Origin of the sequence: Lutimonas vermicola (genome assembly GCF_038433205.1) — a bacterium.
Lineage (GTDB): Bacteria > Bacteroidota > Bacteroidia > Flavobacteriales > Flavobacteriaceae > Lutimonas > Lutimonas vermicola.
Genome location: NZ_JBCDNA010000001.1, coordinates 689,879 through 714,538 on the forward strand (window position 1 = coordinate 689,879; position 24,660 = coordinate 714,538).

At 40.9% G+C, this 24,660-nt stretch carries 19 protein-coding genes; 10 read left to right on the top strand and 9 right to left on the bottom strand.

The annotated features are described in order from the left end of the window. The first annotated feature begins 371 nt into the window (after positions 1-371). Positions 372-638 (top strand): hypothetical protein, encoded by a 267-nt coding sequence (locus tag AABB81_RS03155; RefSeq protein ID WP_342158571.1) that lies wholly within the window; start codon positions 372-374, stop codon positions 636-638. Positions 639-679: 41 nt separating this feature from the next. Here the strand turns inward: AABB81_RS03155 and AABB81_RS03160 are convergent, their stop codons facing one another. From AABB81_RS03160 to AABB81_RS03175, 4 genes are all read right to left on the bottom strand, one after another. Continuing rightward, positions 680-829 (bottom strand): hypothetical protein, encoded by a 150-nt coding sequence (locus AABB81_RS03160; protein ID WP_342158573.1) that lies wholly within the window; start codon positions 827-829, stop codon positions 680-682. A gap of 619 nt (positions 830-1,448) precedes the next feature. Continuing rightward, the gene (locus tag AABB81_RS03165; RefSeq protein WP_342158575.1) at positions 1,449-2,768 is read right to left on the bottom strand and encodes a hypothetical protein; all 1,320 of its coding nucleotides are present in this window, start codon (positions 2,766-2,768) and stop codon (positions 1,449-1,451) included. A gap of 204 nt (positions 2,769-2,972) precedes the next feature. Beyond that, entirely contained in the window at positions 2,973-3,296 is a 324-nt protein-coding gene (locus AABB81_RS03170; protein ID WP_342158576.1) for a hypothetical protein, read from the bottom strand. A 67-nt stretch (positions 3,297-3,363) separates the two neighbouring features. Then, entirely contained in the window at positions 3,364-3,714 is a 351-nt protein-coding gene (locus AABB81_RS03175; protein WP_342158578.1) for a hypothetical protein, read from the bottom strand. Positions 3,715-3,775: 61 nt separating this feature from the next. Here AABB81_RS03175 and AABB81_RS03180 point away from each other — a divergent pair, with 61 nt between their 5' ends. Next, positions 3,776-3,952 carry a hypothetical protein gene (locus AABB81_RS03180; protein ID WP_342158580.1) on the top strand — a complete coding sequence of 59 codons (177 nt, stop codon included), beginning with the start codon at positions 3,776-3,778 and terminating at the stop codon, positions 3,950-3,952. Positions 3,953-4,173: 221 nt separating this feature from the next. After that, positions 4,174-6,147 carry a multicopper oxidase domain-containing protein gene (locus tag AABB81_RS03185; RefSeq protein ID WP_342158582.1) on the top strand — a complete coding sequence of 658 codons (1,974 nt, stop codon included), beginning with the start codon at positions 4,174-4,176 and terminating at the stop codon, positions 6,145-6,147. 151 nt (positions 6,148-6,298) lie between these two features. Here AABB81_RS03185 and AABB81_RS03190 read toward each other — a convergent pair whose 3' ends face one another. Next, positions 6,299-7,177: a PPK2 family polyphosphate kinase gene (locus tag AABB81_RS03190; protein ID WP_342158584.1), complete on the bottom strand. Its 879-nt coding sequence runs from the start codon at positions 7,175-7,177 to the stop codon at positions 6,299-6,301. A 222-nt stretch (positions 7,178-7,399) separates the two neighbouring features. Between AABB81_RS03190 and AABB81_RS03195 the strand changes: the two genes are divergently transcribed. Together AABB81_RS03195 and AABB81_RS03200 are read left to right on the top strand one after the other, a co-directional pair. Next, the gene (locus tag AABB81_RS03195) at positions 7,400-8,461 is read left to right on the top strand and encodes a glycoside hydrolase family 53 protein (protein WP_342158586.1); all 1,062 of its coding nucleotides are present in this window, start codon (positions 7,400-7,402) and stop codon (positions 8,459-8,461) included. Between the two features lie 1,146 nt (positions 8,462-9,607). Beyond that, on the top strand, positions 9,608-10,678 hold the full coding sequence (locus tag AABB81_RS03200) for a flavin monoamine oxidase family protein (RefSeq protein ID WP_342158588.1): 1,071 nt from the start codon (positions 9,608-9,610) through the stop codon (positions 10,676-10,678). Between the two features lie 49 nt (positions 10,679-10,727). Here AABB81_RS03200 and AABB81_RS03205 read toward each other — a convergent pair whose 3' ends face one another. The 4 genes from AABB81_RS03205 to AABB81_RS03220 form a co-directional block, all read right to left on the bottom strand. Next, positions 10,728-12,263 (bottom strand): serine hydrolase, encoded by a 1,536-nt coding sequence (locus tag AABB81_RS03205; RefSeq protein WP_342158590.1) that lies wholly within the window; start codon positions 12,261-12,263, stop codon positions 10,728-10,730. A gap of 77 nt (positions 12,264-12,340) precedes the next feature. Then, positions 12,341-13,141 (bottom strand): aldose 1-epimerase, encoded by an 801-nt coding sequence (locus AABB81_RS03210; protein ID WP_342158592.1) that lies wholly within the window; start codon positions 13,139-13,141, stop codon positions 12,341-12,343. A gap of 200 nt (positions 13,142-13,341) precedes the next feature. Then, positions 13,342-14,151 carry a Cof-type HAD-IIB family hydrolase gene (locus tag AABB81_RS03215; protein ID WP_342158594.1) on the bottom strand — a complete coding sequence of 270 codons (810 nt, stop codon included), beginning with the start codon at positions 14,149-14,151 and terminating at the stop codon, positions 13,342-13,344. A 96-nt stretch (positions 14,152-14,247) separates the two neighbouring features. After that, a complete protein-coding gene (locus tag AABB81_RS03220) occupies positions 14,248-14,631 on the bottom strand; it encodes a (deoxy)nucleoside triphosphate pyrophosphohydrolase (RefSeq protein WP_342158596.1) in 384 nt (127 codons plus the stop codon). Between the two features lie 290 nt (positions 14,632-14,921). Between AABB81_RS03220 and AABB81_RS03225 the strand changes: the two genes are divergently transcribed. From AABB81_RS03225 to AABB81_RS03245, 5 genes are all read left to right on the top strand, one after another. After that, entirely contained in the window at positions 14,922-15,335 is a 414-nt protein-coding gene (locus AABB81_RS03225; RefSeq protein WP_342158598.1) for an HYC_CC_PP family protein, read from the top strand. A gap of 107 nt (positions 15,336-15,442) precedes the next feature. Continuing rightward, positions 15,443-19,156 carry an efflux RND transporter permease subunit gene (locus tag AABB81_RS03230; protein ID WP_342158600.1) on the top strand — a complete coding sequence of 1,238 codons (3,714 nt, stop codon included), beginning with the start codon at positions 15,443-15,445 and terminating at the stop codon, positions 19,154-19,156. Then, positions 19,153-20,370 carry a TolC family protein gene (locus AABB81_RS03235; RefSeq protein WP_342158602.1) on the top strand — a complete coding sequence of 406 codons (1,218 nt, stop codon included), beginning with the start codon at positions 19,153-19,155 and terminating at the stop codon, positions 20,368-20,370. The genes AABB81_RS03230 and AABB81_RS03235 overlap by 4 nt, the downstream gene beginning before the upstream one ends. 4 nt (positions 20,371-20,374) lie before the next feature. Continuing rightward, positions 20,375-22,870, top strand: a complete 2,496-nt coding sequence (locus AABB81_RS03240) for a heavy metal translocating P-type ATPase (protein WP_342158604.1) — start codon at positions 20,375-20,377, stop codon at positions 22,868-22,870. A gap of 10 nt (positions 22,871-22,880) precedes the next feature. Further along, positions 22,881-24,653 carry an efflux RND transporter periplasmic adaptor subunit gene (locus AABB81_RS03245; RefSeq protein ID WP_342158605.1) on the top strand — a complete coding sequence of 591 codons (1,773 nt, stop codon included), beginning with the start codon at positions 22,881-22,883 and terminating at the stop codon, positions 24,651-24,653. Positions 24,654-24,660 lie beyond the last annotated feature (7 nt).

Genomic DNA, 24,660 nt, shown 5'->3' on the forward strand with positions numbered 1-24,660 from the left:
AGGGAATGTCGAAGTAGGGTTTTGATTTGACCTGCCTGCCGGCAGGCAGGGATTTAAGATTGGAGAACGTTGATTTGAGATTTCAGATTTCAGATTTAAGAAGCGGTTTTTGAATATCGAATGTCGAACAAGGAACTCTGAATTTCGAAGTTGGGTTTTGATTTGAGAATTGAGATTGGAGAATGTTGATTTGAGAAGTATTCATGCATTGATGCATTAGCTCCGCTGAATCTTCGATTTCAAGCATTGTAGCATTGTAGCATTGAATATCGAATTTCGAACAAGGAACTCTGAAATTCGAAGTTAGTTTCTGATTGAAGATTAGAGAGTTTTGATTTAAGATTTCAGATTGGAGATTTGAGATTTAAGAAGTGAACTCCCCAACGAAATTATTGATTGGATGGAAACGGCCTATTTTGTTTTTCGTCTTGCATCCTGATAATTTTAGCAAGGACGAAGCAATAGCTCTCAAAGCGCAGCGGCTTGGGCTATGGTGGAGTAAAAATTATCAGAGAGATGCACAGAAAAAGAAAATCAGCCTTGATTTTTTGGTTCTTTTGCATCAAGGCAAAAGGACAGAGAATAATGTTTTACGAATTATTGTTTCAAGAAAAAAGAGTAAAGAAATATTGATTTGAAGATTTTTGAAACATTCCTGCATTCAAACATTACAAAACCATTACCTGTAATTCTCCATAAACTCATCCAGTGTCAATGCCGGTTTTAGGTTTCTCGCCAAATAATGCTCCTGATAAATCTTGTAACTTCGTTTGGCAAAACTACTGACCTTTTTGGTCGAATCTAGATCATCTTGTAATTGTGTTTTCATAACAGAAGTTTTTAGAGAGGTTAACTTTTCTTAAGGCTTACATATCAAGGTATTATTCAATATTACAAAAATTATGGTAGCTGACCAAAATTTTTATAAAAATCAAACTGCTTGACAATTCTCAAAATGGATTTTAAAAGGTTCATCAAATAAATTTGAGATATATTACACTTTTTGCAACCTAAGCAGCTTTTCCATGAAAAGAACTATCCTTGTCCTCTTGCTTGTTGATTCTGATATAAGGACAGCTATGCCCTGAAATTGTTGGTGCGATCAGGAAAAAAGAACTCAATAGTGCCTTAGAAGTATTCAAATTCTATAGTGATCATTCTTGCAGGCAAATAAAAAACCGGCCGAAGAAAACTACAGCCGGTTTTTCAGAGGGGAAAAGTAACTTTTAGATCATCAGAGGGGAAAAGTAACTTATTTTGTTCAAATCTACATTTGATTTCCAACACTCAAAATGACCTGGGTCAATATAATCTATGATTGTGGTCAATAAATGCATTTTTTTTTTTGATCAATGCAATACCGAATGGAAAAACAGGCTCTAAAAGTTACGGTTTTTTTAGTGAACCATGAGTCATTAAAGTTTATACAAATGAATCTGCCTGTATCATTACTCCTTCCAAAAAGGAATATAATCAGTTGGCTTAAAAATAAGCGTGTCTTTCCCGTTCAGGCTTTCGTAAAACAACACGTCAATGCGTAAGCTGTGTTCTCCCCTGCTCAAAGAGCCAACGTCCAAAATGGTCCCAAGGCCTTGATTTTTTCTTTGCAGATGATCATAAAACCTGTAGTTCACGTTTTGAATCAGGCTGTCGTCCACAAAAAGACGAAATCTTTGGCTATGACAATCCAAAGCTTTGGCGGCATTCATAGTGTCGCGTGCCATATCCCTTTTGCCCAGGAAAAAAACACCCTTTTTAGCGGGTACCAGATCAGGGCACAACAATTTGATGACTTGGTCATCGGTACGACCATTATAGGGTAAAAACAATTCTATAAATCCATTGGTAACGAATTTTGAACCTATGCTGGCAGAAAATATAAGGGTGCTTCCATCCCATGTATCATCATAATAGTCATTACCAAGGGTTTCGGGATCACGGCGCTCGGGCAGGTAAGAGTGGGTTTCAAAACTCATTGATGATATCATCGTAAAAATCAGCATATAAGGAATTAAAAACAGTACTACTTTGCGTCCGTATCTGTTGTCTATGAGGTTGTAGTACAATGGCCTGTACACAAATGATAAAGTAATGATGCTAAAAAACCTATAGACGGGATAATACAATGTTGCAATGCGCTTTCGTTTTTTGATCCATCCCAATGTTATAAAATCCAGACAATAGACAATTCCTCCGATGAGGTACAAAATGAACACCGGGATCAACAGTACCAGCCATCCATTATGTAAATATCTCTCTGTATACTCTATGGAAAGCGCCATAAAAATAATGCCGATGACAAACAGTCCTGTCGAAATAAGAATAAAAATGATCAAAAAAGTAAAACCAAAAACAATACTGCAAAGTTGTTCAAGTCGCTCAATATAAGAATCAAAACTAACAATCTTTTTTTTGAGAAAATGGTCAAACTTAGGGCTGAAATTTAGTTTCTTAAAATCAATTTCATTCGAAACATAGCGTATGCCTATGGTACTGATCCACAAACCCCTTAATAAAACATGTAAGACCAAATTGATCATCAAAACGTACCAGGCGCCGAGAATAATCTGAAACGGAAGGATAAGTGTTTGGAAATAATCGTTCCCCGTGGTCAGCAGATAAATTTGATATTCGAAACTGCCAAGGTCATCAAAAGCACTGGCCAACAGGAATATTGCGAAACCGGAAATCAGCAATTCCAGCTGCCAGCTTTCCTGTTGCAGAATTTCCAGCCATTTTACAAATGATTTGTTTTTGTGATTATCCATTGGCTCTATTGGCATTGTTCCTCTAAGGTACACATTTTAGGATACTTAAAGGTGGCCATGGTCCGTTATTAACCCACAAACATTTGTAAACATTTATACAGCGGAAGAAAAAGGTTTTATAAAATCGACGCATCGAATCTACCACGATGCCGAAAGGCCTTCTAGCATATCTTTTGGCGTGTTAAAAAAATGATCAAAGCTATTTTAATTACCCTTTTGACGTTTTGAAACAACGAGCCAGTAATATATCACAATGGTATAAAAGATACCTCCGAAACCCATAAGCAGCGCCAGTGCCGGAGAGAATAGCAAAACGATAACAGCGGTAAAATAATAGAGCCCTACGCCTTGAATGCACTTTTTGAGCCGGCGTCGTTCCTCCTCTTCGTTTGGCCATAATCGGCTGCCTCTGAAGAAATTCTTATAGGCAGGATGAATAAATTTTTCTGTCAGGATAGCGAACCACAGGATCAGCGTAATGATCACTAAAATCGTACTCCCAACATCGGTAAACAGTAGTATGTTCATAACAGATACAACACGGAAAATTGCGTGCCCGTATATAAAACTCTAAATATCAGGATTTAGTATGAATTCAATAAATTAATATAAAATCGAATAGCACAGCCTGCAATTTATATTTCGATTCGGTACTTTCAGGATCGCCTATCCCTGCATTTAATTTTTTGGTTTCCATTTCACTTGCGAATTCCTCAGGAAGATCGATCCAGCCCTTTTCCTGGTAAATTCTTAGCATATTGCTTCTAAAATGGTACACATTGATATTGTCATGATCCAGGTCGATAAAAAAGTCATAGGCATTGCTAGGGCAATCATGCTGTTTGCAACCGCTCATATGAACAATATTGTCGGCGATCTGAACAGGCGTCTCTGTGTTATAGTTTAAAAGCAGTGCTATATAATTAAACCTGTCGAGCTGTTGCAAACGATCGGCCAGTACTTTATTTTCAAAGAGTTTCTCCTGAGCTGCATATTTTCAGTTAAAGGTGACTAAAAAACCCAGAGGTACATCCGGGACTTCCATTCCAGGCTCCTCTTTTGCCGCTGGTGGTGCCATTTCCTCCTTTTGCTGTACTTCAGGCTCAGATGGCAGTTCTGTTTTGATCTTGTTACAACCTGCAATGAGTATTATAAAAACTGCTAAAAGGGTTGTTTTTTTATGAGCTATTGTTTTGATACAGCTCAGCCTAAAGATAAGGATTAAATTAAAAATTGGTAGAGAAATGATATATAGACACCTGGCATACAATTCATGGACTCATCATATGATTTTCAGGTCCGGGTAAAAATTCCTGCTATTCGGACAGTTTAAAAGGACGTTCGTCCTAATTCCTTTTTCCATGAGAACAGGTTTAAATATATTTATTAAAAAATCAGCACCGTGATGTCATATATAAAAAATAGTGTAAAACTCCTCTTATTACTTCTTATGATAAGCTGTCAAGAGGAAAACCGTCAACAAGCATATAATCTGGATTTTATAAGAAGTAGAAATGTGAATTGCGGAACCCCAAAAGCGTCACTTGCAAGTATTTTTCCTTTCACCTCTTTCAAAGACACGCTCAATACCATAGATCATCCGCGTTACCTTGAAGCCGGTAAACCTACAGGCCTGGATCGTATTCTCCCAAATGATAATCGTGTTCCTGCCGGGGAATTGAGTAACAATAACCTGCAACTCGACCTTGAAGTGAAATGGGGAGATTTCAGAATGGAAACACCAGACAGGCCGGGCGTTAAACTGGTAGCCATTGGAGAAGTTGGAAAACCGGCTACAATACCTTCTCCTCTTGTGAGGATAAAAAAGGGTAGTATTATAAATGCCACGATTCACAACACGCTTAAAGATTCTACCATCACCCTTTATGGTTTTCAAAAAAGACCCTATACTGTCAAAGACAGTTTGTTTATTCTTCCCGGAGAAACCGGAAAAGTAAGCTTTGAAGCCGGAGAACCGGGTACTTATATGTACTGGATTCAATTGGGAAAGGGAAACAAAAAGGAGTTTTTTGGCGAAGAATCAGAACAACTTGCCGGTGCATTTGTTGTAGATCCGGAAGAAGGTTCTCCATCAGACAGGATCTTTGTGATCAATGCTTTCAGTAATAAGCATAAACAAAAAGACGGTAAGGATTTATGGGTGGAATCATTAACTATTAATGGTCTTTCCTGGCCCTTTACCGAAAGGATAGAACCCGAGGTGGGTGACATACTGCAATGGAAGGTAATCAATGCTTCGAACAGGAACCACCCTATGCATTTACATGGTTTTTATTTTGATGTCCTGGAACGGGGAAATGTTCAAAGCACAAGTATTTTGGATAAAGAACAAATACCCAAAGTGGTCACCGAAACCATGAGAGGAAAAACCACCATGCAAATGCGCTGGGAAGTAATGCGGCCCGGGAATTGGTTGTTTCATTGTCATTTGTCTTTTCATGTGTCTTCTGACATCCGTTTGCCTGATGCTGAAAAGCTTGATCCTGAAGGAACTCATCAGCACATGGCAGGTCTTGTTATTGGAATCAAAGTAAAAGATGGTGCTTCTGACCTTTTTTCAAAAGGGGCTCCAAAAAACCTAAATTTATATGCAACCAAATCGACTGACCAGTTCAGTACCTATAAATTTTCTGATCAAAATACAGATAAAGCCTTTACACCCGGCGACCTTCTGGTGCTAAATCAATATCAAACTACGAATATAACAGTCAAGAACACAACGGATGAACCCACTTCAGTGCATTGGCACGGGCTTGAAATAGACAGTTGGTCAGACGGGGTACCCAACTGGAGTTCTTCTGACGGACGCACTTCCCCGGAAATTGAGCCCGGTGATTCATTTTCCTACAAACTGTCTGCGATGCGCCCCGGAACCTTTGTCTATCACAGTCACCTGGATGATATCAAACAGCTCACAAAGGGTCTGTATGGCCCGATGATCGTTATTGGCGAGAACGAAGTATACCACCCTGAATTAGATCATTTTTATATGATGGGATGGAAAACCAGCTTTCCCGGAAAGCCGGAAGACCTGGATCTTAACGGATGGGAGGAAGTTCCCGATCAGCTGGCAAAAATTGGTGAAACGCACAGGCTGCGGCTCATCAATATCGCACCGGCCGGGAATGGTTGGGTAAGAATGACCAAAGATGACGAGATCGTTCCTATCAAAGCCATGGCCAAAGACGGAGCAGAATTTCCCCTGCCCCAGCAAATCGAGCTTGATGTATCGCCAAGGTTATTTGTTGGAGAAACAGCCGATTACAGTTTTACCCCGACCGAGCCCGGCGTATATACTTTTAAGGTTAATTATATGATGGCCCGCTGGGAACAGACCTGGATCGTAACTGAACAATAATAAATTCCGGTATTACATCCTTTTCAAACAATGATCAAAAATTTAAAACGTCCTACACTCTTTTAGGCGTAAGGGCCAAAAAAGCATTGTTTATCCTGTTGCTGATTATTGGGATCAATTTGGTAAGCTAAGCCATTATGGAGCCTTCTGTTTAATCTTTGTTTAACTGTTTTATGTATTCCTCCAAATTGGCCTTGATCTCAGGATCCAAATCCGGTTCCCTGATCTCCTTATACGTTTTCAGGGTGTCAAATAGAATTCGGGCCACAAGATAACGCGCGCTGGCTTTATCGTCTGCAGGGATGGTATACCAGGGTGCATGGGGTTTTGAAGTATGGTTAATGGCTTCCTGATAGCAATGTTGGTACTGATCCCATAGCTTTCTCTCTTTAAGGTCACCCGGAGAAAACTTCCAGTACTTCTTTTCCTTGATCAGCCTTCTTAACAGGCGGTTCTTTTGTTCCCCTTTAGACAAATGCAAAAAGAATTTAAAAATGATGGTACCATTTTTGGCGATATGATCTTCAAAATTATTAATTTGATCGAAGCGCTCTTGCCAGAAATTTTCTTTGATATCTTCAACCGATTCAATTCCCGGAATATTTTCGCTCATGATGTAACCCGGGTGTACCCTGGTAACCAAAACATTTTCATAATGGGTACGGTTAAAGATCCCGAATTTTCCTTTGGCAGGAAGGGCTATATAATGACGCCATAAATAGTCATGTGCCAACTCGAGCGGGGTGGGTACTTTAAAACTATGCACCACTATCCCCCGGGTATTGAAATCTTTGAACACTTCCCTGATCAAACTGTCTTTACCGGCAGTATCCATACCCTGGATGCAAATAAGCACTGCGTATTTTCCATGGGCATAAAGAGTATCCTGAAGCTTGCCCAATTTTTTTCTCACGTGTCTCAGCTCTTTTTCAACTGATTTTTCGTCAGTTTCAAGATGCAGCAAGGTGGGCCTGTTGATTAATTCAATTTGGGATTTGACTTTATAATCGTCTATTGTAATACTTTTCATGTGGATATCTGTTGTGACCTTACAGGATCAATGTAAATATAAGGATTATATCCTTTTTGAATTTTGTATCATTAAATAAAGCTTGTCTTGTGATCATAGTGAACGATTTTATTTTTTGATTTGACAGCATTAATAAAAGTAATTTGTACATTTATTCTGTAACACGGGTTAGATCCTTTATTGCCGATCAATTCAAAACAAAAATTTCTAAAAAAAAGAATCATGAGAAATTCACAAAAGCAGTTCGTTTTAAGGGGCACGATCATCAAAATTTGTTTTATTTTCTTAATGACCTTGCCTGTACATGCACAAAATTATATGGTAGGGGCCGATTTATCTTTTTTGAAAGAAGCTGAAGACAATGGCTTTTTATTCAAAGAAAACGGGCAAAGCAAACCTGGTTTGGAGCTGTTTAAGGAGCATGGCTATACCTGGGTGCGTTTACGATTGTTTCACAGCCCGACAACCTTGCCAAATAGCCTTGAATACACCCTGGAAATGGCGAAGGAAGCAAAAAAGCAGGGTTTTAAATTTTTGCTCGATTATCATTATTCGGATACATGGGCAGATCCTGCACAGCAGTCTATTCCAAAAGACTGGGAGGGGAAATCCCAGCCGGAATTGGAAGAAGCCGTATATGAATACACAAGGACCACAATGATGGCATTTCGGGATGCAGGAGTTTTTCCGGATATGGTACAGGTTGGCAATGAGATCAGCAATGGCATGTTGTGGCCAAATGGAAAATTACCTGAGAATTGGGATAATTTTGCTGCTTTGGTTCAAGCCGGCATCAATGGTGTTTATGCAAGTTGCGGCAACAACCCCTGCCCTGAAATAATGATTCATATTGATAAAGGCGGGGATCTGGATTACACAAAGTACTTCTATGACAAAATTGATTCCTATCATATACAGTTTGACCTTATCGGACAATCCTATTATCCATGGTGGCACGGCAGTTTGCTGGATCTGCGAGAGTGTTTGAACTTTACCGCCGAAACATATAAAAAAGATGTTATCCTGGTCGAAGTAGCCTATAACTACAGTCCTCAGGAATACATTGGCAAAAATGCACCCTTTCCTGAAAGCCCCGAGGGTCAAAAAGAATTCTTGGAGGAAGTAAATCGAATTATTTTGAATATACCCAACAACAGAGGAAAAGGCATATTCTGGTGGGAAGCTGCTGCTCCCAACAAGGGGTTCTCATCCAGGACTTTTTTCCGAAACGATGGCAATGCCTTACCGGTTATAAGCGTATTTGATAAGTTTAGCAGGCATTAAATGCAGTGGTTGTGGGAATGTGGTAATGCTACAATGCTACAATGCTACAATGCTATAATGCTTGAAATCGAAGATTCAGCGGAGCTAATGCATCAATGCATAAATACTTCTCAAATCTCAAATCTGAAATCTCCAATCTTAAATCTCAAATTAACATGTTGCTTCGTTCATTATTGCTTACGTGCAGTGACTCAATCTTAAGAAACATTATAATTGGCAGAACAATTCGAAATTCAGAGTTCCTTGTTCGAAATTCGATATTCGATATTCAAATGCTACAATGCTTCAATGCTACAATGCGTGAAATCGAAGATTCAGCGGAGCTAATGCATCAATGCATGAATACTTCTTAAATCTGAAATCTGAAATCTCCAATCTTAAATCTCAAATTAACATGTTGCTTCGTTCATTATTGCTTATGTGCAGTGACTCAATCTTCAGAAACATTATAATTGGCAGAACAATTCGATATTCAGAGTTCCTTGTTCGAAATTCGATATTCGATATTCAAATGCTACAATGCTTCAATGCTACAATGCTTCAGTGCTACAATGGCTTCAAAAATTCTTTACGAGCTTTTTAACATATACTTGCTTAAAAGCTTCGATCTAAGGGATATTATGTTGGAAAATTAATGTGACATTTGACCGGCCGGCCTATTTTGTTTTTCGTCTTGCATCCTAATAATTTTAGCAAGGGAAAAGCAATAGTCCTCGAAGTGAAACGGCTTGGGCTATGGGGGCGTAAAAATTATTAGAGAGATGCACAGAAAAACAAAATCAGCCTTGATCTTTTGGTTCTTTTGTATCAAGACAAAAGGACAAAGAAATATACTATTCAATAATGGAACTAATGTAAAATTTTATAGTCAACATTTATAACGATTGTATAACAATTCGAAAATCAGCAGAGTGATTGCTTCATTACTTCAATAATGAATAGAAAGAAAAGAAAAAATTTAAACTCATGGTTCTACCACTAAGCTTCGAGGGGAAAAGACAAAGGTTCGAACCATTCGTTTAAATGATGCTTTAAAAACGAGTGAGTTAGTGATTTATTGTTATCGCATGTTTAGGGGTTTTATACTTTTGTGTGTACAGCACAAGAATTTTATTGATCGTATCTTTATCGTCCAGTATAAGAAACATGAAACATACAGAAGCAGACATTTTGATTATTGGGGCCGGCCTTAGCGGTTTATCCCTGGCGCATTATTTAAGGGAGCATAAGGTTTCGACGATTGTACTGGAGGGCAGACCGCGTATAGGGGGAAGAATACTTACAACATACAAGAATGAGACTCCTTTGGAACTGGGTGCAACCTGGCTGAGTTTACAGCATACTGAACTCAGGCAATTGCTCAAGCAATTGAATCTGGAGACCTTTGAACAGGAGCTTGGAAAAACTGCTTTCTTTGAACCCAACGCCAGCAACCCGCATCAGGTAGTTGCATTACCGCATAATCAGGAACCCAGTTTCAGAATCAAAGGAGGCAGCTCATCGTTGATCAGGGCCCTTCAGGACTCCCTTGATTCAAATCAAATTAAACTTGATCACAGGGTAAGCAAAATCATTGAGGAACCTGATGCACTGCGGGTGTTAACCCGGCAGGAAAATTTTAAAGCAAAGGCTGTGATATCAACCCTTCCTCCTTTTTTATTTACTTCAAGTATTGATATGCAACCTGCACTCCCTCAACATTTTACAGATATTTCATCCCGTACACACACCTGGATGGGAGAGTCGATCAAAATCGGGCTTTCCTATGCACAACCCTTCTGGAAAGAAGACGGGTTAAGCGGGACGATTTTTAGCAACCCGGGTCCTATTCCTGAAATGTACGACCACTCCAATTTCGAAAATTCAAGGTTTGCATTAAAAGGGTTTTTGAATGGGGCCTGCTTCTCCCTTTCAAAAGAGGAAAGGCTGGAGATGGTATTGAATCAACTTGAAAAGTACTACGGATCAAAGGTGAGGGCTTATATGAATTATCAGGAAATGGCCTGGCAAAATGAAGTATTCACCTATGCCCCGTATAAGGAGCATATATTCCCCCACCAAAATAACGGACATGAAGCGTTTCGACAGCCTTATTTAACAAACAGGCTCTTTATTTCGGGCAGTGAAACATCCAGGCATTTTCCGGGATATATGGAAGGAGCAGTTCGAAGTTCTTTGCGGGTGCTGCACCAACTAAAAACCTTTCAGCATATTTGATGATCCGCCAATGAATTCCTGTGTTTTAAGATAGCATACAGAATGTTATTTATTCAATCTTCCTGGGTTTGAGCTCTTCGAAAAAGAAGTCATCATTAGGAACATCAAAGTCAAAACCAAGCACCTCTTTTTTTTCATTACTGTTGAACCTGATAGTCCCAAAGCTAAACCAGGCATGATCTTCATCCCAATTGATCAGGTAGGTATCGTAGTTCCAATGGGTTAAAGTAGCTGATAACAGAGGGTGGTGCTCAAATACGAGTTTGAGTTTGTTATCTATCTTAAGGATGCTGATCTGACCTACAAGGTCAGAGTGGTAATCCCCTGAGATCTCCATCTCAGAAAGTGACGGTTTGGTGTGCAACTCCCTTTGCGCTATCCTGTCTGAAATCCGGGTATCATTAGCCTTGTACGTATTTGCCCGATCTAAATAATAAGAAGACCAATCTTTGGTTTCTTCACCTAAATACTGATCCAAACCGTAATAAGTAGCAGCCATTATAGGGCTGTTGGTTCCGTTGGTAAGCACAACAATCCCAAGGTTTTCTTCAGGGATCATGGTTACGGCAGTAATCATGCCGTCATAGCCTCCGGTATGGCTTACACGCATTTTTCCGTGGTAATCCCCAAGGCTCCATCCAAGTCCGTATCCTCTAAAATGACTTCCATAGGGATTGGGTTTTGTATGATCAACAACAAAGTTGTTATGAGGGGTCCACACTGTATTTCTTGTTGCTGCCGTAAGAAGGGTATCTGCGCCGTGAATACCATTGTTCATGTTAAAAATCATCCATTTGGAAATATCGGCTACGCTTGAGATAAGCCCACCGGTTGCAGCGACTTCTTCCCAATCGGTCCAGTCAATCGCTATATTCTTGTCTTCCTTACGCATATGAGGCATAGCGTAGTTGCCCTTTCTTTCTAAATCACTGAGTGAATAAATACTGCGGTTCATCCCCAGGGGTTTTAAAATTCTTTCCTCAACATTTTCACCCCAGGTTTTCCCTGTTACGGTCCTGATCAGTTCTCCTGCTGTAATATACATCAGGTTCGAATAACCGTATCCGGCTCTGAACTCATAGGCTTGAGGCACGTATTTAATATTTTTGATCATCGCTTCGGCAGTCTGGTCTGATTTATACCAGATATTGTCACCGCTAAATGTTCCCAGCCCTATCCTGTGGCTCAGCAGGTCTCTAATAGTGGTATGCTCACTTACCCAATCGTCATAAACGGCAAAATAAGGCAGGTATTTCTGCACTTTGTCATCCCAATCAAGTTTTCCCTCCTGGACCAGCATCCCGATAACGGCTGAGGTAAAGGCTTTGGAATTAGAGGCAATCGCATAGAGCGTAAATTGATCCGGACCATCCTCTTTGCCTACTTCTTTTACGCCGTAATTTCCAATAAAAACCAACTCACCGTCTTTTACGATTCCAATGGATGCAGAAGGCAGGTCCCAGTCTTTAACCATTTTATCGTAATAAGCATCGAGGCTGTCAAGATTTACACTTGCTTTTGTTTGTGCAAAGGAGGTGTTCGTAACAAGAAGTAAAAGGGCAATAAGGCATTTAAAGGTTTTCATGGTAACTTAATTATTGATGGTTTTGGATTGTAGCAATTTAGGAAAAATGTAAGCGTAATAAAAATAGCAATCAATGATTATCGGTAAGGTTTTATCAACACTTCAAAAACATCCATATCCGAACATTTCCTGAACAGGTTTTCTCCCAGTGCTTTTTCCCCTGTATACGGATAGGCTGTAATAGGTTCAATGCAGACCATGTTCGGAACTTCTGTCCACAGCATAAAGTTGTTGAATCCCTTTGTGGTTATTTTGATGTGATAACCTTCTTTTTTGATCAGGGATAATTCGTCGGTATTTAATGCAGGAAAAGCAATCGAACCTACGTCCAAAATATCCTGAAGGCTTATTTGTTTGGATCCCGATTCAAATATTTCTGTATGCTGCCCCGAAAGCTTAAAAGCAGGGTGGTAACCCAGCATAAAAGGCATGCCTGGTTCCCCTTTAATTTCAAACAGGATCGTTAAGGCATCGTCTGACAATCTGAATTTCTTTCTAAACTCAAAACTATAGGGCCAGGATAAGCTTTCTTTTGGAGATTTTTCAGGATACTTTGAGTTCTTAACAGTTGTGTTTTTGACGTATTTTTTCTCAAAGTCCAATGAGTCAACAGTTTGATTTGATACCCTGTAGCTCAATTCCCTCAACAAACCGTGTTGATCCTGTATCGCACCGCCTCTGGGGGTATTCACGATAAAATCATTAGCTTCTGTGGGTCCGATAATGGGAAACATCTCGGTATCGGCATTGCGCCATCCCCTGTCTCCTTTTTGATGGATCAATTCTTCCCCGTCTTTACTGTAACTGATGAGCTCTCCCTGGTCAACCACTACGGTTGATTCTTTATCCGGGCTGGTAATGACTAGTTGTGAAGACATGATGCATGCGTTTAGAATACATACAAAGATAGCATTGAAAAACCTTCTTTTTCAATTTTGCAGGCGCTAATTGTTGAAATTTACAACAAGAGATCTCGATTGCCCTTTAAACCATTTTTTTAGGGATGGCACAAAGTCAACACAAAACTCCTGGGACAGGGAATTGACCTTTCTTTGCCCTTTTTCATCACAAAATAAAACTAGGAACTAAGCGCTCCTTCCAAAAACAAGGCCACCCCGTCGTCAATATTTCTCGCTGTTTTATGGTCGGCCACATCTTTGGCTTCGGTAATGGCATTTTCAACCGCAACCCCTACTCCTACCGCGCTTAACATGTCAACATCATTGTAGTTATCGCCAAAGGCCATCACGTTGTGAAGTCCCAGGTCAGGATAATGAAGATCCAGCAAGGTTTCTAAAGATGTTTTTTTGGTTATGCTTTTGGGAGAGATTTCCAGATAGGTAGGTTTCGATCTGTAACCTACAATCTGTTCCTTATAATTATTTTCGATAAAAGCAACAAGCCTATCCAGTTCTGCGGGATCTCCCATACACATGATCTTATGCGCCCCTTTACCTTCTTTCTTCCATTGATCAAGTGTCATTTCTATGGCCTGGGTAACCGGTATGACCTTGGTATTAAAGCTTTCGCGATTGGCCCAGAAATCCATTCCGGGAACGTACCATTCTCTTCCGTGATACAAACTGCTGTGGATTTGAGTCCCTGAACAGAAATCAACCAGGGCCCTAATGACATCCATATTGATCTCAGTACTGTGCAGGACATCGTCTCCATCTATGATCAAACCTCCGTTATAACAGATCAACGGAAGATGTGTAATGTCTAACTCCTGCTGCAAATGCTGCATGGCCTGAGGCATTCTGGACGAGATTAAAATAAAAGGTATCGGAGAAAGGTCCTTGATCACTTCAATGCTCTTTTCGGATAATTCCCTGTCTTTATTCAATAAGGTTCCGTCGATATCAGAACAGATCAATTTTGTTTGCATAAAATATAATTAAGTGGAGCTTATAATTGGAAGTCTTTAATGTTATAAGGCGCTTGAAATTTTTTGCAAATATAGGGTATAGAATCGTATTGATCTTTATAAAATTGTCCGTAATTTATCCACAAGCTCCCGGTCGGCTTCGGCGAGTTCATAATCACTTATTTCCTCTAAGCTCAGCCAGGCAATTTGATCGTGATCATTGAGTTCAAAATCACCCTCAGTGACCACTGATTCAAAAGCCATAAGCTCAATTTTAAAATCTTTATAATCATGAGTAATGGTAACCAAATGCTTCAGGGTTTCGGTTTTGACCTTGAACTCTTCATATAATTCCCGTTCTACTGCCTGCTCAGGAGTTTCATACAGGTCTATTTTACCCCCGGGGAATTCCCATTTCCCTCCATGAACCTTGTGTTTGGCCCTTCGGGCAAGGAGGAATTTATTTTCCTTTTTTATTATAGCGGCTACTACCTGTGTCATCTTTTTCTTTGAAATTTAATCTTTATAATAAAAATAACAAAACTTGTCTTAATCCCGGAAAAAAATCAATACTATTTTGAATGCCGGTTCCCTGCCCCAAAGCCAAGCTCTCACAAATCAGGATCCAGGATTTTGAAAAGGTTCCCTTATAGTGGGTTTTCATGATTCCCTGCCTGGTTTTTGGATGCTCAATATCTTTATTTAAAATACGTTATACATATAATGCATGGACCTTGATTTTAATTTAAATCATTGCATGTATCTAAATTTATTGTAATTTTGTTTGACGTATGAAACAAGTGATCCATAAAGTAACTGCGATAAGTATGGCCTTGGTGGTTTTAATTTCCACCATGTCCTTTACCATGCATATGCACTATTGTGGAGAAACTTTAGTCGATAGCAGTTATTTTACCGAAGCTGAAAGCTGTGGGATGGAAGCGTCTCAAAATCAGTCATCTTCAGACTGTGAAGTAGTCAAAACAAATTGCTGTACCGACAAACAGCTTACCCTTGAAGGCCAGGATGAATTAAAGTTGGTCAATGAGCTTCATCTTGATCAGCAGGTTTTTTTAGCCACTTTGGTCATTACGTATATTGATCAGTTCGAAACCTGTGAAGAAAGGCCTTCAGCGGACAAGGACTATCACCCCCCACCTCTTGTTAAAGCCATATACAAGCTTGATGAGGTATACCTCATTTGATTTTTAAACAATCAGACTGTTTGATCTTGCTGAATTGATTTGGTAGGGTCATTTGATGTATCCGATGTTTTACACATCCTTGTCTCATTGTTTAAATACCATAACTTATGCTAAACAAAAGCATTAAATTTTTAATCGAAAACAAACTTGTTGCTTTGTTACTCCTCCTGCTATTTACAGGTTGGGGTATTGTACATGCTCCCTTTCAATGGGATACCGGTTTTTTGCCGAGCCATCCGGTTGCAGTGGATGCTATCCCTGATATTGGGGAAAACCAGCAAATCGTTTTTACCAAATGGGAAGGCAGGTCGCCCCAGGATATCGATGACCAGATCACCTATCCCCTTACCACTTCTTTGCTAGGGATACCCGGCGTAAAAACGATACGCAGCAATTCCATGTTCGGGTTTTCAAGTATCTACATTATTTTTGAAGAAGATATTGAATTTTACTGGAGTCGAAGCCGCATTCTTGAAAAGCTGAATTCCTTGCCAGCCGGATTGCTTCCCGAGGAAGTAAGTCCTTCATTGGGCCCCGATGCCACAGGGCTTGGGCAGATATTCTGGTATACCCTCGAAGGCAGGGACAAAGAAGGAAATACAACAGGGGGCTGGGATCTTCATGAACTCAGAAGTATTCAGGATTACTATGTTAAAAATGCACTTTCATCTGCAGGCGGGGTGTCTGAAGTAGCCTCAATTGGAGGTTATATACAGGAGTATCAGGTAGATGTAAACCCTGAATTAATGCGTCAATACAATATTAGCCTGGCAGATGTGGTCAGTGCCGTAAAAGAAAGCAATAAAGATATCGGTGCCCAAACGCTTGAGATCAACAATGTGGAATACCTTGTCAGGGGGCTGGGCTATATCAAATCAGTGACAGATATTGAAAATGCTGTAGTGAGTTCCAAAAATTATACCGCCCTGCGTATCAAAGATATTGCCAGGGTTGCCCTGGGCCCGGCAGCAAGAAGGGGGATCCTTGATAAGGAAGGCGCTGAAGTCGTTGGTGGGGTCGTAGTGGCCGGTTACGGGGCGAATCCTCTTGACGTGATCAATCATGTAAAGGATAAAATTGCCGAACTCAGTCCCGGTTTACCTTCAAAGGTACTTCAGGATGGCAGGACTTCACAGGTAACGATTGTTCCTTTTTACGATCGTACTGAATTGATATACGAAACACTGGGAACGCTTAATGAGGCACTGAGCCTGGAAATTCTAATCACTATCCTGGTGATCGTTATCATGGTATTTAACCTGAGGGCATCGATACTGATCTCCGGTTTGTTGCCCATAGCTGTTTTAATGGTTTTTATTGCGATGAAACTATTTGGGGTGGACGCAAATATTGTCGCCTTGTCGGGAATTGCCATCGCCATCGGAACCATGGTTGACGTCGGTGTCATCCTGTCGGAAAATATGATCAGGCATTTGGAACAGAACCACTCCGATAAACCCATTAACACAGTAATATATGAAGCGACAAAAGAAGTTTCAGGGGCTATTTTAACGGCAGTCCTCACGACAATCATCAGTTTTATACCGGTCTTTACGATGATTGGGGCCGAAGGAAAACTGTTCAGGCCGCTGGCTTTTACAAAAACCTTTGCCCTTGTGGCTTCATTGCTTGTTGCCTTGTTTTTAATACCGCCTTTCGCCGCTTTTTTGTTCAAAAAAAAGAATATCCATAAAACCGGTAATTACCTGTTGCAGGCGATCCTTGGACTGATTGGCGTATTTGCGCTTGTACAAGGTTACTGGCTGGGATCCATTTTAATCGGTTTTGCGCTGATCACAACAGGCAGGTTGCAAGAGAAAATTTCAGAAAAAAACTCCAATCTAGCCAAGATACTGATGGTCGTCTTGGCGATCATTTTATTGCTGACCGAATACTGGAGGCCTTTGGGTGTGGATCAGAACTTTTTCGCTAACTTTTTGTTTGTTTCTTTGATCTGCCTGGGTCTGTTGGCTGTTTTTACTATTTTCAAAAGTTACTATACCAGCCTGCTATCCTGGGCACTCGGCCATAAACTTATTTTTCTTTCACTTCCTTTACTGATTGTTTTGGCAGGGTTTGTCATCATGAAAAATACCGGAAAAGAATTTATGCCTTCCCTGAATGAAGGATCGTTTTTGCTCATGCCTACGTCTATGCCTCATGCAGGGGTGGAAGAAAATAAAAAAGTATTGCAACAACTTGATATGGCTGTAGCCGGCATACCAGAAATATTAACAGTTGTCGGCAAAGCCGGAAGAATTGAATCGGCCCTTGACCCTGCCCCAATGTCAATGTATGAAAACATCATACAGTATAAACCTGAATTTATATTGAATGAGCAAAAGAAGCGACGACGCTTTAAGGTCAATAGCGAAGGGGCCTTTGCTTTAAAAGCAGGTGGCTTTGCAGCCAATCCCAATAATTTTAAGGGCCCTGCTGTTTTGAACCGCGAGATTAGCTATAAACAGCTGATACCGGATAAAAACGGCGCTTTCTACAGAAACTGGAGGCCTGAGATCAAATCACCTGACGATATCTGGAACGAAATCGTGAAAGTGACCCGGTTACCCGGGGTAACTTCTGCCCCAAAATTACAACCGATTCAAACGCGACTGGTCATGCTTCAAACCGGAATGAGGGCTCCGATGGGCATCAAAGTAAAGGGTCAGGACCTGGAACAAATTCAGGCATTTGGAATGGCTTTGGAAAGTATTTTAAAAGAAGCAGAAGGTGTTAAAACAGAAGCTGTTTTTGCCGATCGAATTGTTGGCAAACCTTATTTACTTATTGACATTAACCGGGAAAGGATCGCCAGGTACGGCATCAGCATTGACAAGGTACAGAATGTGCTCAAAATAGCCCTGGGTGGCATGGCATTGACACAAACGGTTGAAGGACGTGAACGCTATACGGTCAGGGTTAGGTATCCACGTGAATTAAGAGAAAACCCTGCCGATCTGGAACATGTCTACATCCCTGTAGAAAAAGGAAACCCGATACCTTTGAGCGAACTCGCCAGTATTCGCTATGAACAAGGGCCCCAGGTGATCAAAAGTGAGGATACTTTTCTGATTGGTTATGTCTTGTTTGACAAGATGGAAGGGTTTGCTGAGGTCAGCGTGATTGAAAATGCCCAGAGGCGGATCAAGGAAAAAATCGACAGCGGGGCATTAGTTGTTCCTAAAGGTGTGAATTATCAATTTACAGGGACCTATGAAAATCAGGTCAGGGCCGAAAAAACACTTTCTGTGGTCGTGCCTCTGGCCCTGTTGCTGATATTTTTGATCCTCTATTTTCAATTCAGGTCTGTAAGCACATCTCTAATGGTGTTTTCGGGGATCGCTGTTGCCTTCGCCGGTGGATTTATCCTGATCTGGTTATACGGCCAGCCATGGTTCCTGAATTTTAGCTTCCTGGGTCAAAACCTTCGAGAGCTTTTTCAAATGCACAGCATTAACCTCAGTGTTGCCGTTTGGGTAGGATTTATTGCCTTGTTCGGTATCGCAACGGATGACGGCGTCGTCATGGCCACCTATTTAAAACAGACCTTTGAGAAAAACAAACCTGCGAATAAAAATGAGATCAGGGCTTCGATCATAGAGGCAGGCTCAAAACGGATCAGGCCCTGTTTGATGACAACGGCAACCACAATCCTGGCCTTATTGCCGGTTTTAACATCTACCGGTCGAGGAAGTGATATCATGATCCCGATGGCCATACCTGGTTTTGGCGGCATGCTTATCGCGCTGATTACGCTTTTTGTCGTGCCTGTGCTGTATAGTATAAAGGCTGAGTTTCAATCTAAAAATAACAGATCATGAAAAATATTTTATGGATACTTTGTGTACTTAGTATACAAAATGGCCTTTGGGCGCAGGATCTCGAAACACTGATCAGCCTGGGTTTAGAAAACAATCCTGAGATCAAGCAATACCATATACAATATGAGATCGCCAATGAAAAGGTCAATGAAGTCAATACAATCCCAAATACGGAATTTAGTTATGGCTATTTTATCAGTGAACCTGAAACCCGGACCGGTGCCCAGAAAATGAAGTTTTCTTTAAAACAGATGATTCCCTGGTTTGGGTCGATAACAGCAAGGGAAAACTATATCAATTCCATGTCGGATGCAAAATATGAGGAAATTGCAGTTGCACAGCGAAAATTGATCGTCTCTATCTCCAATGCCTATTATAACATGTACGATTTACAGTCTAAAGATCTTGTTATTCAACAGAATATTGACTTGCTGAAAGTCTATGAAACGATGGCATTAAACGCCGTAGAAACCGGAAAGGCATCTGCTGTTAGCGTGCTTCGTTTACAGATGAGAAAAAATGATTTAACAGAACTTAAAGGAGTATTGCATCAAAAATACCTGTCTCAGCAAGCTGCTTTAAACAGCCTTCTGAACAGGGATCTCTCTGTGGCTGTTGTTTTGATTGATGATCTGCCCATGCCGGAGCATGACTTTGATGTGATGGCCTCTGACCTTGAGATGCATCCGGAATTGCTGAAATACGACAAGCTATACGCCTCTGTAGTGCAATCTGAACTGTTGAATCAAAAAGAAAAAAGCCCTATGATCGGATTTGGAATTGACTATATCCCGGTTGAGAAAAGACCCGATATGGATTTTGCCGATAATGGCAAAGATATATTTATGCCCATGGTTTCTTTGTCGATCCCTATCTTTAATAAGAAATACAAGTCAAACAGTAAACAAAACGAACTAAAGCAACTTGAAATAGATGCTCAAAAACAGTCTCAGTTCAATAAACTTCAGCAGCTGATGGATGAAGCAATAAACGAACGCATGGCCTCACGCCTTAGTTATGACACACAACTCAAAAATCTTGAACAGGCCGAAAACGCAAAAAGCATACTCCTCAAAAGTTATGAATCAGGCAACATTGATTTTAACGATGTGCTTGATATTCAGGAACTGCAATTGAAGTTTCAAATGGGGCTGATCAATGCCATTAGAAACTATTACAGACAAACAACAATGATTAATTATCTAAGCAAGTAAAAAAATGAAACATATATATAGTATTGAGGGAATGACCTGCAATGGTTGCCGCACCCATGTTGAAAAATCCCTTTCTGAAATAGATGGGGTGGAAAAGGTAAGCGTTGATCTTGAAAAAGCGGAGGCTGTCATTGAAATGAAAGGCCATATTCCCTTGGATATCTTTAAGGAGGCTTTGGCACATGACGGAGGTCGGTATAGCATTGATCTTCCCGGGATGGTTTCAACAAACGGGACTGCCAAAATAAAACTCCCCAAAGGAAAAGGAACAGGCACTTTTTATTGCCCCATGCATTGTGAAGGTGAAAAAACCTATGACCGGGCTGGTGACTGTCCGGTTTGCGGGATGGATCTTGTGGAAGAAATACAACTGAATCCTGCAGACGACATCAAATACACATGTCCGATGCATCCTGAAATAATACAAGATCAGCCCGGTAGCTGCCCCATTTGCGGTATGGACCTTATTCCGATTGAGCCCGATATAAGTACAGAGGAAAAAAACTATCTGAAATTACTAAGGAAATTCTGGTTATCTGTTGCCTTTACCTTACCTATATTCCTGATTGCGATGTCGGAGATGATCCCTGAAAACCCTCTTTTTAATCTTTTTGATCAGAAATACTGGAACTGGATTCAAATGCTGCTGTCATTGCCTGTTGTATTTTATACCACCCGGATGTTTTTTGAAAGAGCCTACAGGTCGATAAAAACCTGGAACCTGAATATGTTTACCCTCATCGGGATAGGTGCCGGAGTGGCCTGGATCTTTAGTGTGTTCGCTTTGCTTTTCCCTGATCTGTTCCCTGTACAGTTTAAAACAGAAACAGGAACGGTTCATGTGTATTTTGAAGCGGCTACCGTCATCCTTACTTTAGTTTTATTAGGACAGGTGCTTGAAGCAAGGGCCCATAGCAAGACCAACACCGCTGTAAAGGAACTCTTAAAACTGGCACCCAATACGGCATATCTTGTTGAGAACGGCATGGAAAAAGTGGTCGGTCTTGATCAGATAAAATTACAGGATATCCTGCGTGTAAAACCCGGAGATAAAATTCCGGTCGATGGATCAATTACAGAAGGATCGACGACCATCGATGAGTCTATGGTTACAGGGGAACCGATTCCTGTTGCTAAAACCACAGGGGATTATGTCAATAGCGGCACGATCAACGGCAACCAGTCTTTTTTAATGAGGGCTGAAAAAATTGGAGCTGATACCCTCCTCTCACAGATCATCAAAATGGTGAATGAAGCCAGCCGAAGCAGGGCGCCCATTCAAAATTTGGCAGATAAGGTTTCGGCTTATTTTGTGCCTCTTGTCGTGGCCATTTCAATAGTTACTTTTGCCGTTTGGGCATTATGGGGCCCTGAACCTGTTTATGTATTTGCCCTAATCAATGCCATTGCCGTACTCATTATAGCCTGTCCCTGCGCACTTGGGCTGGCGACTCCGATGTCTGTCATGGTGGGTGTTGGACGCGGGGCACAGAATGGCATCCTGATCAAAAATGCTGAAGCCCTTGAGAAAATGGATAAAATAGACACCTTGATTATAGATAAAACCGGAACAATTACCCAGGGGAAACCATCCGTAGAACATATAGCTGCTTTTGATAATGGCCATGACGATGATATTTTACAGCTTATGGCTTCATTAAACCAAATGAGTGAGCATCCCCTGGCAGAAGCTATTGTTAGTTTTGCTAAGAAAAAGAAACTAAAGCTGTTTCCAGTTGACGATTTTAAGGCCGTTACAGGAAAAGGGGCTCAGGGTATGATCAATGGAAAACATATAGCGATTGGCAATGATAAAATGATGGCAGCAGCAGGCGCCTCCCTGTCTGAACTACAGCAAAAAGCTGCGTCACAATTTCAAAACCAGGGTAAAACAGTTTCATACATCAGTATAGATGGCGTTGCAAAGGGCTATGTAGTGATCAGTGATGCGATTAAAGATACAAGTGCACAAGCCATTAAAGAACTTCAGGATCATGGAATAGCAGTTATGATGTTAACAGGTGATAATAAACATACGGCTAAATATGTGGCAGATACCTTGCAATTGTCGTCTTATCGCGCTGCCTGCCTGCCTGAAGACAAACTCAAAGAAATCGAAAAATTACAAAGCCAGGGACATATAGTGGCCATGGCCGGGGATGGTATTAATGATGCACCTGCATTAGCGAAAAGCGATGTAGGCATCGCCATGGGTACAGGAACGGATGTGGCTATAGAAAGTGCTTCCATTACCCTGATCAAAGGGGACCTTCAGGGGATTGTAAAGGCCAAAAACCTGAGCCACGAGGTCATGAAGAACATCAAACAAAACCTGTTCTTTGCCTTGGTGTACAATAGCATTGGAGTGCCGGTTGCTGCCGGTGTGCTCTACCCCTTCTTTGGTATATTATTGTCTCCCATGATTGCGGCACTTGCCATGAGTTTTAGCTCTGTTTCTGTGATTGCCAATGCCTTAAGATTGAAAAATGTAAAGATTTAAAAAAATGAATATGAAAAAATATATAGCTTATTTCGCAATATTGATTATTGGCTTGATATTAGGAGTGGTTCTCTCCGGAAATTTTAAAGAGGACGAAACACACAGCCATGAAAAAGTAGCTGCTGAAACACAAATGTGGACCTGCTCCATGCATCCTCAAATCATGCAGCCCGAACCCGGCAATTGTCCGATCTGTGGAATGGAACTGATTCCGGCCATAAGTGGTGACGAAGGACTTACGGCAGACCAATTCAAGCTCAGTAAAAATGCCCTGGCACTTGCCAATGTGCAGACTTCGATCGTTGGCGATGCCGACGACACGGCAAACAGCATAAAATTATCGGGGACAATTGTTGAAAACGAAGAAACAAATGCGGTTCAGGTTAGTTATTTTTCGGGAAGGATCGAAAAACTCAATGTCAGTGCAACAGGTACCCAGGTTCGAAAAGGTCAATTATTGGCCAGTATCTATTCACCCGACCTGATGGCTGCCCAACAAGAGTTGATTACGGCTTTCTCGTTAAAAGATAGCCAACCGGGTTTATACGAGGCCGTGAGAAACAAATTAAAGTTATGGAAGCTCAGTGATGCCCAGATCAACCAGATTGAATCATCAAAAAAAGTCAAGGAAAATATTGAGGTTTATGCCACAGTATCCGGAACGGTGCTCGAAAAACTGGTTGAACAGGGTGACTATGTAAAACAAGGACAGGCTTTGTTTAAGATAGCCGATCTGACTTCAGTCTGGGCCGTCTTTGATGTTTATGAAAATCAAATAGAAATGTTTCAAAAAGGACAGGAGATAACCATTCTGACACAGGCTTATCCGGGAAAATCATATAAAGCCAAGGTTTCTTTTATAGATCCGATACTCGATCAAACTTCCAGGACCCTGAAGCTAAGAGCGGTTTTGCCGAATACACAAAACCTTTTCAAACCCGGTATGTTTGTCGAGGGTAATATTGATGGTATATCTTCAAATACCAAAAATCAATTGACTATCCCTGCAAGTGCCGTCCTCTGGACAGGAGAGCGATCTGTGGTATACATAAAGACAAATCCAGGCGAACCTGTCTTTGAAATGAGGGAAATCAAAATGGGCAGGAATTTTGGCAGCTATTACGAGGTGCTCCAGGGCCTGAATGCCGGTGATGAAATAGTGACAAACGGGGCCTTTACCATCGATGCGGCCGCCCAGTTAAAAGGAAAGAAATCGATGATGAATAAAGAAGGGTCTGCAGCGGTACCTGAACATAAGGAACATGGACAGCTGCAGGTCAATGTTCAAAATACGGGCACAGGTGAAAGCCCTGCTCATAAAAGAGTCGAAGTTTCAAATGACTTTAAAAAACAGTTACAATCGGTCTTCAATGAGTATATAGGCATCAAAGAAGCCCTGGTGGAGGATGATGTGAATAGTGTAAAACAACATAGTTCGCTTCTGTTACAAAACCTGGACAAAGTAGATATGAAATTACTCTCAGACCCAGGGTCGCATCAGCATTGGATGACAGCAGAAAATGAAATGCGTCAGGCTGCCGATGCCATTGCAGCTTCAGGCGGCATTAAAGAACAAAGACATCACTTTAAAGAATTATCGGCTGCCATAACCAGCGCCGTCCAGATGTATGGTATCGGCCAGGTTGTTTATAATCAGTTTTGCCCCATGGCAGATGATAATAAAGGGGCTTATTGGTTGAGCAATGATAAAAATGTCCTGAATCCTTATTTTGGAAGTGCGATGCTGGCCTGTGGCAGCGTAAAGCAGGTTATTCAAGAATAAGGGAGAC

Coding starts and splice junctions, on each gene's coding strand:
- AABB81_RS03190 (WP_342158584.1), bottom strand. CDS start 7,177: ATGAAAAGTATTACAATAGACGATTATAAAGTCAAATCCCAAATTGAA.
- AABB81_RS03225 (WP_342158598.1), top strand. CDS start 14,922: ATGAAACAAGTGATCCATAAAGTAACTGCGATAAGTATGGCCTTGGTG.
- AABB81_RS03195 (WP_342158586.1), top strand. CDS start 7,400: ATGAGAAATTCACAAAAGCAGTTCGTTTTAAGGGGCACGATCATCAAA.
- AABB81_RS03215 (WP_342158594.1), bottom strand. CDS start 14,151: ATGCAAACAAAATTGATCTGTTCTGATATCGACGGAACCTTATTGAAT.
- AABB81_RS03210 (WP_342158592.1), bottom strand. CDS start 13,141: ATGTCTTCACAACTAGTCATTACCAGCCCGGATAAAGAATCAACCGTA.
- AABB81_RS03185 (WP_342158582.1), top strand. CDS start 4,174: ATGTCATATATAAAAAATAGTGTAAAACTCCTCTTATTACTTCTTATG.
- AABB81_RS03245 (WP_342158605.1), top strand. CDS start 22,881: ATGAAAAAATATATAGCTTATTTCGCAATATTGATTATTGGCTTGATA.
- AABB81_RS03240 (WP_342158604.1), top strand. CDS start 20,375: ATGAAACATATATATAGTATTGAGGGAATGACCTGCAATGGTTGCCGC.
- AABB81_RS03230 (WP_342158600.1), top strand. CDS start 15,443: ATGCTAAACAAAAGCATTAAATTTTTAATCGAAAACAAACTTGTTGCT.
- AABB81_RS03170 (WP_342158576.1), bottom strand. CDS start 3,296: ATGAACATACTACTGTTTACCGATGTTGGGAGTACGATTTTAGTGATC.
- AABB81_RS03205 (WP_342158590.1), bottom strand. CDS start 12,263: ATGAAAACCTTTAAATGCCTTATTGCCCTTTTACTTCTTGTTACGAAC.
- AABB81_RS03165 (WP_342158575.1), bottom strand. CDS start 2,768: ATGGATAATCACAAAAACAAATCATTTGTAAAATGGCTGGAAATTCTG.
- AABB81_RS03220 (WP_342158596.1), bottom strand. CDS start 14,631: ATGACACAGGTAGTAGCCGCTATAATAAAAAAGGAAAATAAATTCCTC.
- AABB81_RS03160 (WP_342158573.1), bottom strand. CDS start 829: ATGAAAACACAATTACAAGATGATCTAGATTCGACCAAAAAGGTCAGT.
- AABB81_RS03200 (WP_342158588.1), top strand. CDS start 9,608: ATGAAACATACAGAAGCAGACATTTTGATTATTGGGGCCGGCCTTAGC.
- AABB81_RS03235 (WP_342158602.1), top strand. CDS start 19,153: ATGAAAAATATTTTATGGATACTTTGTGTACTTAGTATACAAAATGGC.